General features: G+C 48.5%; 15 protein-coding genes. 1 reads left to right on the plus strand and 14 read right to left on the minus strand.

What is annotated here, in order from left to right:
• Window positions 1–73: 73 nt before the first annotated feature.
• The 7 genes from WMO65_RS20005 to WMO65_RS20035 all read right to left on the minus strand — a co-directional run bounded on the left by WMO65_RS20005 (window position 74) and on the right by WMO65_RS20035 (window position 4,655).
• Entirely contained in the window at window positions 74–634 is a 561-nt protein-coding gene (locus WMO65_RS20005; RefSeq protein WP_148392357.1) for a DUF3795 domain-containing protein, read from the minus strand.
• A gap of 27 nt (window positions 635–661) precedes the next feature.
• A complete protein-coding gene (locus WMO65_RS20010) occupies window positions 662–1,192 on the minus strand; it encodes a dihydrofolate reductase family protein (protein WP_148392359.1) in 531 nt (176 codons plus the stop codon).
• Between the two features lie 20 nt (window positions 1,193–1,212).
• Window positions 1,213–1,941 carry a hypothetical protein gene (locus WMO65_RS20015; RefSeq protein WP_148392361.1) on the minus strand — a complete coding sequence of 243 codons (729 nt, stop codon included), beginning with the start codon at window positions 1,939–1,941 and terminating at the stop codon, window positions 1,213–1,215.
• Window positions 1,928–2,752: an ATP-binding cassette domain-containing protein gene (locus tag WMO65_RS20020; RefSeq protein WP_148392363.1), complete on the minus strand. Its 825-nt coding sequence runs from the start codon at window positions 2,750–2,752 to the stop codon at window positions 1,928–1,930. The genes WMO65_RS20015 and WMO65_RS20020 overlap by 14 nt, the downstream gene beginning before the upstream one ends.
• Before the next feature lie 9 nt (window positions 2,753–2,761).
• Window positions 2,762–3,430, minus strand: a complete 669-nt coding sequence (gene lepB, locus WMO65_RS20025) for a signal peptidase I (RefSeq protein WP_187370572.1) — start codon at window positions 3,428–3,430, stop codon at window positions 2,762–2,764.
• Complete coding sequence (locus WMO65_RS20030; RefSeq protein ID WP_033140749.1) at window positions 3,420–3,929, minus strand: RNA polymerase sigma factor; 510 nt, start codon at window positions 3,927–3,929, stop codon at window positions 3,420–3,422. The genes lepB and WMO65_RS20030 overlap by 11 nt, the downstream gene beginning before the upstream one ends.
• A 279-nt stretch (window positions 3,930–4,208) precedes the next feature.
• Window positions 4,209–4,655 carry a MarR family winged helix-turn-helix transcriptional regulator gene (locus tag WMO65_RS20035; protein WP_033140747.1) on the minus strand — a complete coding sequence of 149 codons (447 nt, stop codon included), beginning with the start codon at window positions 4,653–4,655 and terminating at the stop codon, window positions 4,209–4,211.
• A gap of 154 nt (window positions 4,656–4,809) precedes the next feature.
• Here WMO65_RS20035 and WMO65_RS20040 point away from each other — a divergent pair, with 154 nt between their 5' ends.
• Complete coding sequence (locus tag WMO65_RS20040; protein WP_148392366.1) at window positions 4,810–6,555, plus strand: FUSC family protein; 1,746 nt, start codon at window positions 4,810–4,812, stop codon at window positions 6,553–6,555.
• A gap of 64 nt (window positions 6,556–6,619) precedes the next feature.
• Here WMO65_RS20040 and zwf read toward each other — a convergent pair whose 3' ends face one another.
• From zwf to rlmD, 7 genes are all read right to left on the minus strand, one after another.
• A complete protein-coding gene (gene zwf / locus WMO65_RS20045; RefSeq protein WP_103732586.1) occupies window positions 6,620–8,017 on the minus strand; it encodes a glucose-6-phosphate dehydrogenase in 1,398 nt (465 codons plus the stop codon).
• Window positions 8,010–9,440: an NADP-dependent phosphogluconate dehydrogenase gene (gene gnd / locus WMO65_RS20050; RefSeq protein WP_148392368.1), complete on the minus strand. Its 1,431-nt coding sequence runs from the start codon at window positions 9,438–9,440 to the stop codon at window positions 8,010–8,012. Before gnd ends, zwf begins: the two co-directional genes overlap by 8 nt.
• Window positions 9,441–9,451: 11 nt before the next feature.
• A complete protein-coding gene (locus tag WMO65_RS20055) occupies window positions 9,452–10,429 on the minus strand; it encodes a beta-propeller fold lactonase family protein (protein WP_148392370.1) in 978 nt (325 codons plus the stop codon).
• Window positions 10,430–10,458: 29 nt separating this feature from the next.
• Complete coding sequence (gene rpiA, locus WMO65_RS20060; protein ID WP_148392372.1) at window positions 10,459–11,154, minus strand: ribose-5-phosphate isomerase RpiA; 696 nt, start codon at window positions 11,152–11,154, stop codon at window positions 10,459–10,461.
• 334 nt (window positions 11,155–11,488) lie between these two features.
• Window positions 11,489–11,845 carry a molecular chaperone Hsp90 gene (locus WMO65_RS20065; RefSeq protein ID WP_148392374.1) on the minus strand — a complete coding sequence of 119 codons (357 nt, stop codon included), beginning with the start codon at window positions 11,843–11,845 and terminating at the stop codon, window positions 11,489–11,491.
• Window positions 11,846–12,055: 210 nt separating this feature from the next.
• Window positions 12,056–12,412, minus strand: a complete 357-nt coding sequence (locus tag WMO65_RS26585) for an FtsX-like permease family protein (RefSeq protein ID WP_353964001.1) — start codon at window positions 12,410–12,412, stop codon at window positions 12,056–12,058.
• Window positions 12,413–12,458: 46 nt separating this feature from the next.
• Window positions 12,459–13,826, minus strand: a complete 1,368-nt coding sequence (rlmD, locus tag WMO65_RS20070) for a 23S rRNA (uracil(1939)-C(5))-methyltransferase RlmD (protein ID WP_148392378.1) — start codon at window positions 13,824–13,826, stop codon at window positions 12,459–12,461.
• Window positions 13,827–13,834: the final 8 nt, after the last annotated feature.

Consider the following 13,834-nt stretch of genomic DNA (forward strand, 5'->3'; position numbering starts at 1 on the left):
TGGTGATTTGGACATAAAAATACCTCCTAAGTAGCTTTTGGTTATTTCCATTGTCTACTTAAGAGGTATCATATCACTTCTTCTTTGCCGGCTTTTTCTTCAGTTTCAATTCTATCCCCTGTTTGGCGGCTGCTGCCTGGAAAAGTTTTGCCGCAAAGGAAGCTCTCTCTTTTTCCGAAAGCTCATCCAGGCCTTCTATACCTGCAATTTCCTTCATCACATTTCTGATATCCTGCAGTTCCAGAAGATTCACTGCCACACAGTAAAAATTTTTCTTTCTTCCGTCATTATAATGCTCCAAAAGATATCTTAAAATCTCCGCTTTCTCTGCCTGCTCTTCCCCGTATGCCCTGCTTCCCGCCTCCTCTGCCTTCTGCATATCTCTTTTCATGTGGCGGTGTGTGATAAAACTGTCGTATTCGTCAATCCCGTCATATCTGCTGCAGGGGTATTCCCCGCACTGGTGACAGTATTCTACTTTGTCATGCTCCAGACTGCATCTGGCAATGGCACAGGACTGATTTCCTTCGCCGCCTCCGCAGCCGGGGCAGTACCCGCCAATCTGCATCGGACACAGCATACAGTTCAGCCCGCACAGGGAAAACATCCTGTCCTCCCTTTGAAATCCCTTCATCTTATATCCTCCTCTTTTGCCCTCTTCCTATCTCCTCCGGTATACCAGATCCGTCATGCCGTTATAACTCTCAGCGGAAATAAAACGAAGCTGCAGCTCCGGATTCTCCCCGTCAAACAGACGGATGCCTTTTCCCAAAATCACGGGAATCACTGTGATCCAGTAACAGTCAATTCGGTCCTTCCGAATCAACTGACCGGCTGTCTCTGCTCCTCCGCAGATCCAGATATCCTTTCCCGGCTGCTCCTTCAGGCGCTCCACAAGATCCTCGGGGGCTTCATCCGTGAAAGAGATTCCCGGCTTATCCGGAATCTCCTTATGGGTAAACACACAGGTATGCATCCCCTCATAGGCCCATTTGTCCGGTGAAAGCTCAGTAACGATCTGGTGATACGTTGTATATCCCATGAGCACCGTGTCCACGGTCCTGATAAATTCCGGGTAACTGCCCTCCTCCAGGCCGTCCGGATGCTGCTCTGTCAGCCAGCCCACACCTCCGTCCGGCGCCGCGATGAACCCATCAAGACTTTCCGCAATATATAATACTGTTTTCCTCAAAGTGCTCTCCTTTCTGCCGCCTAAAATCCTTTTTTCTTCAGTCCCATGATTTTTACTGCTGTCCAAATCATACCAGATATGAGCAGAATAATAAATGCCGTACTGCATTTATTTACAGAAAAACAAGATTCCCCCGCGAACATTGCCGTCACATCCGATATGGGAGGAACCACCCATAAAAGAACAGCCAGCACCGGAACATTTTTCAGTATGGCCGCCTTGGTTACCGCTGTGACTGCCAGCAGAAATGTAAATAGGATGGCTGTTTTCCTGTTCCTGTTCAATCCGGGATGTGAGATTTCTCCCATCGCGCCTCCCAAAAAGGCACTTACGGACATAAGCGGGAAACCGTACAGCAGGTCAGCCGCCTTAAGCGGCCGTTCAAAAAGCTGCCCCCGGCTGCACAGATCCATGATCACAGGAAAGAGAATGGCTATGGCACTGCTTATCATTCCAATCAGAAACAGGAAACATGCATGGCTGCTATAATATTTCCAGGCACTCTGTACCCGCAGGATCAATATCTGTTCTGAAACCTCATGTTCCATGTCACAGGCCGTAACCCCGATCCACACCATGAGCAGGAATAAAAATACGCAGGAAACCATCAGACTGTCCACCACCCCCACAGGTCTGGAGGAATAGATACTGTACAGTAAGATCATAAGTACAGCAAAGGGCATGGCAAACCTGCTTGTGCTGAAATACTGCTGCATCTGATATTTTACTAATCCGCTAAACCTGCGCATCACTCATCCCCCTCAGTTTCCATCCGTGCCGAATCATCTCCACTATCATCCGGCTGCTCTCATGCTCCGGAATCCTTGCTCTGCAGCCCTTTCCCGCTATCTGGATATACGGCCGGTATTCTTCCGGCCAAGAAGCATTTTCCTGTCTTTCAAACCACAGGATGTATTCTTTGGCGAAAAGCCCTGCAGTTATGTCAACCTCATTCACCTGCCCGTGTCCCACAGCCATTACTGTATCCGACAGACTTTCAACCAGATATTTTTCATGGCAGGACATGAGAAGCGTTACCTTTTCCGCTCTGAGGGCATTCATTTTCTGAATAAATACCATCTGGGAATCCATATCCTGTCCCGACAGCGGCTCATCCAACAGCAGCACCTGTGGTCTCCGCAGAAGAGCCTGTATTACACCAATCTTCTGCAAGGTACCCTTTGACAGATCTTTCATGGAGGTATGTACCATCTCCGTCAGGAAAAAATCAGCAAACAATTTTTCGCATCTGTCCGCCAGAACCTTCCCGGGTATCCCGTCTATCTCCCCCATTCTCTTCAGATACTGCCATGCCGTTAGATTCATCTTCGGAAAACGTTCCGGCACGTAGTGAAACAGCAGTTTTTCCCTGTAAACCACCTTCCCGCCGGAAGGTCTTACAAGCCCGGCGATAATTTTGAGCATGGTGCTTTTTCCGCTGCCGTTATGCCCCGTAAACGCAATGGACTGCCCTTCGTATATGGACAGGTCGACCTGATCCAGGATCTGTTTATGGTTATATACCTTTGAAATTTGATTCAATTTGATGATCTCTCTCATCTGCCCTCCTCAATGTGTGACCATCACTTTGCCGGCAATGTCACTTTTCCTGATTATATGATTTTTCCCGTCTGCCGCCTGCCGATTATCCTCCAGCACAAAATATTCATTTTCTCCAAGCTCTGTCAGCTCCATGGAACAGTCCCCGGGATACGTTCCGGATTCCTCATATAACCGGCCGTCTATGTACACGCTGCCCTGTTTTAACTCCACCTGCTCTCCCGGAAGCCCGATCACTCTGGTGATATAGAAAACTCCGTCTCTCTCGTATACAAGGATATCCCTGCGGCATGGTGCACCCGTTTTGTACGCCCATTTATTCATGATATAAGTCTCCCGGTCTCTGACTGTGGGCGCCATGCAGTCCCCTGAGACAATAGCTCTCTGAAACATGCTGGTTGTTACAATAAAAATACCCATACATAACAAAAGGACAAGACCTGCGGCCCCTAAGCGTCTGTGATGGATGCGCTTTGCAATCTTTCGGTACCGCATCCTCTCTTCAGTTTCCTCCTCCCGGTCGGGCTCCACTCCCTTCATCTCTTCATAATACGCCCTGCACGCCCCGCACTGCCTCAAATGTCCGCTGACCAGTTCCTCTGTCTCCCGGCTCAAAGCCCCGTCTTCATAGAGGGGCAGCAAATCCTTAACCGCCGGACAAAAACTTTTATCTGTCATCCCCATATTCCTCCATTCTACCGCGGATCATATTTTTCCCCCGGTGATAAATCACTTTCGCTGAATTTTCCTTTATCCCCATGATCTCAGCAATCTCGTGAAAGGACATATCAAAAAACAGGCGGTAAATCAGTACCTCCCTGTATTTTCCTTTCATTTCCATGATTTCCTGCACCGCACGGGTATACAGCTCCCTCTGTTCCGCTTTCTCCTCCATGCCCGGAAATCCACCACCCTTTAAAAGCTCAGATTCAATCCCCGAAAACTCCACTGTGACAGGATTCTTCTTATAATATCTGCGGCAGACATTTTTCGCAATTCCGCAGATCCAGGTGAGAATACCGGAATCTCCTTTGTATTTCGGAAGTGAAAGGTATACCTGAAAAAAGGTCTCCTGGGTCAGTTCATCTGCCAGGTCCGCATTGGAGTTGGTGAGTTTCAGCAAAAAGTGGTAGACATACCGGCTATATTTTTCGTACAGTTCCTGAAATTCCTGCATATTCCCACCCCCTCTTCTAATTAGTACCTGTTCTTCCAAAATGGTTACAAAAAATCACAAAAGGCAGGTTTTGCCGATTCGGTTAGAACCGCAGAACCTGCCCGTAAAAATATCCCTTAATGATCACTGCCGTGAATCGGCGCCGTGCCTGTTTCTGTGGCGCAGACAGACCATGATCGCAGCGGCTGTGGCCACCGCCAGTATCATAAACGGCAGTTGCGTGCCAGCAATCCCTGTGTATAATCCCGCATCCGGCGGTTGCATTTAGGGGAAATGCCGTTATTTCAACTTAGGAAGTATCTCATTCAGAACCCGAGCGGCTTCATTCAGCCGCTGCAGCTCCTCTTCTGTAAGCTGCTCCTCCAGCATCTGTATAAAGACCCTGTTTTTCAGATAATACTCATCCAGATAAGCGGAGGCCTTCGGCGTAAGCTGAATCCGGACAGACCTTCTGTCCCTCTCATTGCTCACACGCTCCACGAACTGATATTCACTCAGCTTGTCGATCAGCTTGGTGACCTGCTGCTTGGGCACTTTCAGTTCCCGGGCCAGATTTGTCATGGTAATGGCACCGCACCTCTTCACGGTTTCCAGACAGTAATAGGTTTCCAGGCTCATCTCCCGGTTCAGTGTGTCCTTAAATGGTTTGATCAGCTTGGCATGCCAGTTAGGCATCACAAGCAGCAGATTTTGAACAAATTGTTCCGATATCTTTTCAGTCTTCATCCTTTTTCTCCCCGTTGACAAATATATGGAATCGTGCTATTCTAATAAATTAGTAAACAAAATATGACTATCATATTTATATTACAATATATATTGATTTTGTAACAGCAGTTTTTACACGTTAAAAGAATCAGAAAAGGAGACGCAGACATATATGTCAAAAAGTAAACGGAACATAACGAATGTGATAAAAGATAACTTTCGTTTCAGCACACTGAGTTTTATCTTCATCATTTTCTATGTGAACATATTTCAAATTTTATTCGGCCCCGAAAACTCCATTGTGGGTGTCATCTTTACCATCATGATGTCAGCCTCCATGGTGCGTGACCTGACTGCCACACCCTTCCGGCATCTTTTCATTCAGGCGCTGGTACTTGTCTGGATGGCGGCTGCCGCATTCTGGGTCAGCACATTACCCGCTCCTCTGTCCTTTGTCATTAATTTTATCACATTATTGGTAATTTTGTATGCTTTTACATATGAATATTCAAATCATATATATTTTCCTTATATTTTATCTTATTTATTCCTTATATTTATTTCTCCGGTAAATGCACCGCAGCTTCCGAAAAGAATGCTGGGTATGGCAGCCGGCGCTGTGTCTATTATGCTGTATCAGTGGATCATGGGAAGAAAAAGAGTGGTGGAGACTGCAAAAGATGTGCTGACTGAAATGATCGATGACATCTCTCTACTCATTGCCAATCGGCTGGGCGAGACAGAGGAGGAACCGAATCCTGCGGATATTCGCAGCAAGCTCTGCCGTCTCGGCAGAACCGTATACGAGCGCAGGAAAAAAGTCATGTGTGTGTCCGACGCCAGCTTCTCCATGATCGCCGCGGGACGTGGACTGGAACACCTGCTGATGCTGGTCCATGAACTGCCGGAGAAACTGTCTGACCGGGAAACGGCGATTCTGCTGTACACCTCTGACCAGCTTAAATCCTTCCGCGCCTTTCTGCAGAGGGATACCGTAAAACTTCCTCTCCCCGTTTTCTCTGATTTTCCTGACAGCGGAGACAGTAAAACAGACCGTCTGTTCCGCAGCACCCTGCAGTATACACAGGACAGACTCCTGCACATGACTGACCCGCTGAACAAAACACATTACAGGAAAACCGCCCTCTCCTTTAAGGTGCGTCTGCAGGCAGCGCTTGATCTGAGCCCTGTAAGAGCCGTCTATGCCTTCCGTACCGCGCTTGTTTTGTCCTGCGCCACCCTGCTTGTACAGTATCTCGGCCTGCCTCACGGCAAATGGCTTCTGTTTACCCTGGCCTCTGTCTCCCTGCCCTACGCAGACGATGTTCCCGCCAAAATGAAAAAGCGTATACTCGCCACCATAACCGGCGGTATCTTATCTGTTGTGATCTATTCTCTGATCCCGTCCCCAGCCGGACGGACGGCTGCCATGATGCTCTCGGGATACCTGTCCTTTTATTTTACGGATTACAGGGAAACCTTCGCCTGCTCCACCATAGGTGCCCTGGGAGGCGCTGTCTTTATGGGCAGTTTCGGTTTTCAGGCTGTGGGCAGTATGTTCCTGATCCGGCTTGGCTACATTCTGGCAGGAGCAGCCGCGGCCTATATATTGAACTGCATTATCCTCCCTTACAGCCGCGCCAAAGCAACGAGGCAGTTATGGAAAAAATATAAATCCGTCACGGAACTTCTGGATAAAATATGCCGCTCCGAATCCATGGACTCCCAGCTCTATTACCATCTGGTCATCCAGGCCTATCTGCTGGAAGAAAAATTATCTCAAAACGCGGATTTGGAAAAGTGGAAAGAATTTCCCGGACTTCTGACCATTTATCAGGAAAAGATACGAAAGGCTCACAGAAAACTGATCGCGGGGCGGACAAATGCCCCTGTATTTGAAGGCGGACACCTTAGTTAGGTGCCGCCTTTACATATGAATATCCCAATCATATATTGGATAGACCTGCTTCCAAAGACACTTCTCAATCCAGCCAGAAATCCCCTGACATCTCCAGCATTTTTTCCGCTGCGCCAGGACCATAAGTCCCCGGTTCATATTCATAGACGGGAAGATTCTTTTCATGATACCTCTTCCGTATGTCATCTACATATTTCCAGCTCGCCTCGATCTGATCCCACTGGGAGAACCAGAACCGCTCTCCTCTGACACAGGCACCCAGCAGCCTCTCATATGCTTCCGGTGTGTTCATCTGGTTGATGAAGGAACAGCTCTGGCAGAAATCCATTTTTGCCTGGGCAATCTCATCCTCCTCGCCGGGCTTTTTAATATTGAACTGCAGATAAACGCCCTCTGTGGGCTGTATCTTAATGTTCAAAATATTAGACTCCACCTGAGGCGCGGCGGATTTAAATACCACAAGGACCTGCATCTCCCGATGTCCCAGCTTCTTTCCGGTACGAATGTAAAAAGGCATGCCCCTCCATCTGTCATTATCCAGAAAGACCTTCAGGGCAGCATAGGTCTCGGTCACGGAATCCTCTGCCACCGCTTTCTCTTCCCGGTATCCCCTGTACTGCCCCAGGACCAGACTGTCCTCAATATTTTCCGGCGTATGCAGGGAGGACAGCACACGGATCTGTTCCCTGTGCATCTCCTCTCCTGCCAGCATCAGTTCCCCGGGCTGTTCCATGGCTACAATGGAAAGTATCTGAAACAGATGATTCTGCACCATATCCTTCATGGCTCCGCTGTGGTCATAGTATCCGCCCCTGGTCTCCACGCCCACTTCCTCCAGGGCTGAAATCTGTATGCATTCTATGTGCTCTGCATCCCACACACCTGAAAAAATAGGGTTGGCAAACCGTATGGTCTGTATATTCCGCACCATTTCCTTTCCCAGATAATGATCGATCCGGTAAATATGATCCGGATGGAAGAAATGCTCCATTTTCTCGTTCAGCTCTTTTGCTGCCGCCAGATTTTCACCGAAGGGCTTCTCCAGCACCACTTTTCCCCGGCAGGCATGCTCCACATGGACAAGCCCTGTCACAATGGAAGAGAAAAATCTGGGTGCTACTGCAAAATAGAAAATATGGCTGCCTGCCTCCATCTCTTTATAAAATGCATTGAGCTGTGCATAGGCCTCCTCATCTGTAAAGTCCATTTTATAGTAGAAAATCCCTGCTGCCAGCCTGTCATAATCCTGCTCCGTGTAGGGAAGGCGGGCAAACTTTTCCACCCAGTCCCTGGCGATCATCCGGTACTGCTCACTGGTATAGTCCCTTCTGCCGATGATGATCACCTGTCCCACGGATTCTGTTTTATTGGAAACCGACATATTGTAGAGTGCCGGAAGCAATTTTCGAAACGTCAGATCACCGGTCCCTCCGAAAATAGTAAACGTAAGTTTTTTATTCATATCCCTGCCCCCATTCATGGTGGAAAGTGCCTTCCCTGTCAGTCCGCTCATAGGTATGGGCACCAAAACAGTCCCTCTGTGCCTGAATCAGATTGGCCCCCACGGGCATTCCCCGGAATGCATCCAGATAAGCAGCGGCCTGGCTCATGGCCGGCATGGGAATGCCTGACAGGATACCGCAGGAAAGCACTTTTCGCAGGCTATCCTGGTTTCTGCTGATCTTATCCAGGAAAAATTCATCCAGGATCAGGTTGTTAAGTTTCGGATTCTTCTCAAATGCTCTTGTGATGTCATTTAAAAACTCTGCCTGGATAATACAGCCGGCGCGGAATATAGCCGCGATCCTTCCGAAATCCAGATTCCATCCGTATTCCGCGGAGGCATGAAAGAGCAGGTCAAATCCCTGTGCATAGGCCACGATCTTGGCCGCATAAAGCCCTTCCCTGACCAGATTTGCAAATGCCTCCTTCCGGGAGTCTGTTTTTGGCACCGCCTCCGTAATTTGGGGACCCGGGATGACTTTTTTCGCCTCGGCGCGCTGTTCCAGCCGGTTTGACATAATCCTTGCATTGCAGGCCGCGGTGATCATGGACACATTCACGCCCTGTTTCAGGGATTCCAGACTTGTCCACCTTCCGGTGCCTTTCTGCCCGGCACTGTCCACAATGTAATCCACAAGCTGTCCCTCTGAAAAATCGTCTGCCTCCCCGAAGATGCCCGCTGTAATGCCGATAAGGAAACTTTTTAATTCTCCTTTATTCCATTTTGAAAATTCCTCTGCCAGCTCCTGATTGTTAAACCCGCCTGCGTATTTTAAGAGCAGGTAAGCCTCTGCGATGAGCTGCATATCCGCGTACTCGATTCCGTTGTGCACCATTTTCACATAATGGCCTGCACCGTCCGGTCCCATGTATGCGCAGCAGGGCTCACCCTGGGCCTTTGCGGCGATCGCCTCCAGAATGGGCGCGATCTCCCGGTAAGCCCGGGCATTCCCCCCCGGCATAATGGACGGACCGAAACGCGCCCCCTTTTCCCCGCCGGAAACACCAACGCCGAAATAGTGGATGCCCTTTTTTCCAAGTGCTTCTGTTCGTCTTCTGGTGTCTTCAAAAAAAGAATTTCCACCGTCAATGAGAATATCCCCTTCTTCCAGAAGAGGCTCCAACTGGGCGATCACTGCGTCCACAGGTCTGCCCGCTTTTACCATCATCATGAATTTTCTGGGGCGTTCCTGTGATCCCACCAGATCTTTCAGAGTATAAAATGGGATGAGATTTTTATGGGGATGTTCCTTTATGACAGCTTCCGTCACCTCTTTACTTCTGTTATAGCCTCCTACCTGAAAGCCGTGATCCGCCATGTTCAGCGCCAGGCTTCTGCCCATCACTGCCAGGCCTATGATTCCTATATCTGTTTTCCGCATGGTGTGCCTCCTTATATTTCCTCCAGTATTACAGAAACCCCTTCCGGAATTTCCGCCTGTCCTGTTATTTTTACAATTTTTCCGCTTTTCAGGTCCCTTTTCATACTGACAAGACCACCCCGGTTCCTGTTTACTGCCAGTAGAAACTGTCCGTCCTCACTGAGGATAAAATCTCGGGGATGTTCTCCCTGGCTGGAAACGCGCTCCACCAGTTCCATACGTTCCCCGCCCACATACAATACAGCAATCTGATTGGTTCCCCGCAGGGAGATATACAGAAAACGTTCATCGCCAGATAAGCGGACAGCCGCAGCCGCACCTGCCTCCTTCTTAAGAAGGGGAAACGCCTCCAGGAGCTGAAACTTGTCTTCCCTCACCGCAAAGGAATATACTTCATTGCTCCACTCGCCGACGACCCAGAATCTACTGTGGGTCCTGTTAAATATCCCGTGCCTGGGTCCGCTCTTTTCCGGGAAAAGCAGCTCTCCGGCCTTTTCAAAATTCCTTTTTCTGTCAAAGTACAGGATTCTGTTTTGTGTCAGACAGGAAACAAGCATAAGCGGCCCATGAAATAAAATCTGATGGCAGCCTGCCAAGGGTGCTATGGCAATCTTCTTTACCGGACACAGTGCATCCTTTTCCCCGAACCTTTTTTCATATATCATGACAAGACCCTCATGATAGTTTGCGGTATACACGTAAGTTTCATCCTGAAGGATATAGCAGGGCGTATGCGTCTCCCCCAAAACCTCTCCCAGAACCTTCGCTTTCCCCTCTGATATGTCTAAAAGACAGGTGCCTGCTGCCTTATCCTTTGCCACGGGAACTGCCATGGTGTTCTTGTACAGAGAAACCCATTTCGCATCCCCTGCCTCATAGAACAGTTCCGGCTGTCCTAACGCCCCGCTGTCTGTGTCGAATGTAAACCGGTATACGCCCCTGCTGTTTTCAGAAGCATATGTGCCTATAAATCCATTTGTGATTCCCATGTCTTCCGCCTCCTGACCTGCTGTTCTTCCTAAACTGCTCTATGCGGGTTTTCCATGACTTTGACCCCTGATGAAGTACCTGCCGCAATACGGCTGCACATCTGTCCAAAGTACCCGGTCTCCACAACTCCCGGCATATCGCGGATCTGCTCTGCCGCCTGGGAAATATCCGTATTTTCGGCAAACTGCACATCCAGTATAAAATTTCCGCTGTCCGTCAAATACGATTTTCCATCTCCCATGCGCAGGATGGGGACTGCTCCCATATCTGCGATTCTGCGTTTTACAAAGGGCATACCAAAAGGAACGGTCTCCACAGGAAACGGAAACGCTCCCAGTCGTTCCACCAGCTTGCTCTCATCCATGATCCAGATGACTTCCTCTGCCCAGGAGGCAATGATCTTCTCCCTCAAAAGAGCACCGCCGCCTCCTTTGACCGCTCTGAACTCCCGGTCTATCTCATCCACGCCGTCAATTGCCAGATGGATCTTCCCTGCCTGCTCCGGTTCAAGAAGCGGTATCCCAAGGGACGCTGCCAGCTGCTCGGAATCCCTTGATGTGGCGATTCCGTAAAAGTGAAGTCCCTGCCCATACCTTTTCCCTGCTTCCCGGATCAGATAACGGGAGGTCGTACCTGAACCAAGTCCGATCGTCATGCCCTCTTTGATGTAATCAGCCGCGGCCCGGGCTGCCTGCTGCTTTTGCTGCTCTTTTTTATGATCCATTTTCCCACCCCTTTTTGTTATTCCCCAAATGGATGAATCTCACTCTGCTGCTTTTGAGGTTAGATAAATTCATGTTGTTAATGTAATTATATTTGTTACAGTTATATTTGTCAATGTATTTTTATGTTTATATAGACAGAGCCATGCCCCTGTAAATGATATTGTCCATTTACAGGGACATGGCTCCACGGGATAAATACAAAAAATCAGAGCATCAATCGCCTCCGACTGATGCTCTTTGAAATTATTGGCTGTCAAAAATGTATTGGCTGTCAATCTGATATTCCCGGCTGTGTTGCCCGCCTTCGGTAATTCTGTGAAATGCGGTCACTGCTTAAAGCATCATATCCTTCTTTTCGAGAATCGCTTCAGCGGCTGCACATGCCGGGCAGTCACAGTATTTTGCTCCGGCTGCTTTGATCTCCTTCGCGTGTGCTGCAACGTTCTTCGCAGCATCAGCTCCGAAAACCTGTGCTCCGGCATCTGATTCTGCAAAAGCGATCAAGCCGTCAATGGGCATAATATCGGCTTCCAGCTCAGCAATGTATTTTTTCGTTTCTTCTGCCTCATTTTCCGTTCCGAGTGCATCCAGCCAGGCCTGAGCTGCTGTCTTTGCCTCACTGCTGCATGATGCCGCATTCATTAAATCGTGTGTTTTCCCAACAACAAAATCCAATACTTCTTTTTCCATAATTGACATACCTTCTTTCTTTTGGAATATCTATATTTTACCATAAAGGTGATGCAAATAGAAGGTATGGGGAATATTTAATATTTATTTTATACTCTGTCCTTACTGCTGTGGCCTATGGCCTGTTCTCTGAATCAGTCCCAATACACCGGCGCTGGTCTTACTATCCAGATTGCCTGTGGTTCATCCGTAAACTGGTGCCCCTCTCCCTCATCCTCTTAAAAGATCTATCTGTGGGGATATCCTCTGGCGTCTTAATACTCCTTTAGTGATTGCCAGTGAGCATAAAAGGACAACGATACAATAGATCAAAAGAATGCCAACCGGAAATTGATACTTTAAATACGTCATCAATTCCTGCTTCAAAAATCCGCACAAAATAAATCCCATACCACCGCCTGCCAAAATGGATAAAACCAATCCGGCCGCAACAACGATCAGTTCTTCGCAGCATATCATCCTTGTAAGCTGCTTCTGCGACATTCCTACGGAGCGCATAAGAGCAAATTTTTTACGGATGCGGCTGATGATCGATACAAGGGAATATATATCTGTCCATTCGAACAGAAAAACACAATTCTATATCTGCTGGTAAACGCCGAAAGCCTTTAATTCAGCTGGATTTCCGCGAAAGCAAACAAACGGTTTCCACATGCACGGAAGCCGGAAACATATCACAAACCGCCACCCTCTCAAGCCGATACTCCTCACTGCACAAAATCTTCAGATCCCTTGCCAGTGTAGAGGAATCGCAGCTCACATACACGATCCGCTCCGGTCTCATAGCCAGCATGGTTGACAGCAGTTCCTCATCGCAGCCTTTCCTTGGAGGGTCCACCACGATAACATCCGCATAAATCCCCTTCTCTTTATATTCCCTAGGCAGAACCTCCTCTGCTTTCCCCACATAAAACTCTGCATTTTCAATTCCGTTCAACTCTGCATTTTTCTCTGCATCCTCTATGGCCGCCGGAACGATCTCCACACCGTACACCTGCTTAGCCTTCTGTGCCAGAAAAAGGGAAATGGTCCCAATCCCGCAGTACAGATCCCAGACTGTCTCATTTCCCGTAAGGCCTGCGTATGCAAGCGCTGTCTCATACAGCTTCACAGTCTGCACCGGATTGACCTGGTAAAAGGAGAGGGGGGAAATCTGGTATTTTACATTACCGATGTAGTCCGTAATATATCCCTGTCCCCACAGCGGAAGTATCTTCTCCCCTAAGATCACATTGCTGCGCTTCTTGTTCACATTGGCCGTAATGCTGGTCATTCCCGGAATTTTTACAAGCCGCTCAATGAGTCTGTCCTTTTTCGGAAGGCTGTCCCCGTTGATGATCAGACATACCATGATCTCCTTTGTGGTAAAACCGTAACGGATCAGTGCATGGCGGACAAGGCCTTTCCCGGTCTCCTCATGGTAAGGCTCCACATGGTTCTCTTCCATGTATTCGATGATAAGGTTTAATATCTCCTCATTTTCCTCCACTCCCAGATAACAGTTTCTGTTTGGGATAATCGCATGGGTCCTGCCTGCGTAGAATCCTGTCACAATGTTGCCGTCTTTGTCTTTTCCAAAGGGAAACTGGGCCTTATTCCTATATCTCCAGGGATTCTCCATTCCCATTACCTTTTCTATGGAAAAATCCCGGAAGCCTCCGATACGGCGCAGGTTGCCTTCCACCTTGTTTTTCTTGAATTCCAACTGTTTTTCATAGCTGAGAAACTGAAGCTGACATCCCCCGCATGCCCTGGCCTTCGGGCATTTTGGTTCGGTGCGGTCAGGGGATGGGACCAGGACGTTCATGAGGCGGGCAAATCCATAATTCTTTTTTGTCTTCATGATCTTGGCTTCCACCTCGTCACCGATCACTGCGTCTTTGATAAAAAGGGTATACCCGTCCGCTTTTCCAATGCCGGAACCGTCATGGCTCATGTCTTCTATTTTCACTGTGACCATATCATTCTTCTTAAATTCCATCTCTCTCT

This window comes from Blautia caccae (assembly GCF_040095955.1).
GTDB lineage: Bacteria > Bacillota > Clostridia > Lachnospirales > Lachnospiraceae > Blautia > Blautia celeris.

Excerpts from the sequence above, each read along its gene's own strand:
- WMO65_RS20005 (WP_148392357.1), bottom strand. The coding sequence starts at position 634 with ATGAAGGGATTTCAAAGGGAGGACAGGATGTTTTCCCTGTGCGGGCTG.
- WMO65_RS20015 (WP_148392361.1), bottom strand. The coding sequence starts at position 1,941 with ATGCGCAGGTTTAGCGGATTAGTAAAATATCAGATGCAGCAGTATTTC.
- WMO65_RS20020 (WP_148392363.1), bottom strand. The coding sequence starts at position 2,752 with ATGAGAGAGATCATCAAATTGAATCAAATTTCAAAGGTATATAACCAT.
- lepB (WP_187370572.1), bottom strand. The coding sequence starts at position 3,430 with ATGACAGATAAAAGTTTTTGTCCGGCGGTTAAGGATTTGCTGCCCCTC.
- WMO65_RS20030 (WP_033140749.1), bottom strand. The coding sequence starts at position 3,929 with ATGCAGGAATTTCAGGAACTGTACGAAAAATATAGCCGGTATGTCTAC.
- WMO65_RS20035 (WP_033140747.1), bottom strand. The coding sequence starts at position 4,655 with ATGAAGACTGAAAAGATATCGGAACAATTTGTTCAAAATCTGCTGCTT.
- WMO65_RS20040 (WP_148392366.1), top strand. The coding sequence starts at position 4,810 with ATGTCAAAAAGTAAACGGAACATAACGAATGTGATAAAAGATAACTTT.
- zwf (WP_103732586.1), bottom strand. The coding sequence starts at position 8,017 with ATGAATAAAAAACTTACGTTTACTATTTTCGGAGGGACCGGTGATCTG.
- gnd (WP_148392368.1), bottom strand. The coding sequence starts at position 9,440 with ATGCGGAAAACAGATATAGGAATCATAGGCCTGGCAGTGATGGGCAGA.
- WMO65_RS20055 (WP_148392370.1), bottom strand. The coding sequence starts at position 10,429 with ATGGGAATCACAAATGGATTTATAGGCACATATGCTTCTGAAAACAGC.
- rpiA (WP_148392372.1), bottom strand. The coding sequence starts at position 11,154 with ATGGATCATAAAAAAGAGCAGCAAAAGCAGCAGGCAGCCCGGGCCGCG.
- WMO65_RS20065 (WP_148392374.1), bottom strand. The coding sequence starts at position 11,845 with ATGGAAAAAGAAGTATTGGATTTTGTTGTTGGGAAAACACACGATTTA.
- rlmD (WP_148392378.1), bottom strand. The coding sequence starts at position 13,826 with ATGGAATTTAAGAAGAATGATATGGTCACAGTGAAAATAGAAGACATG.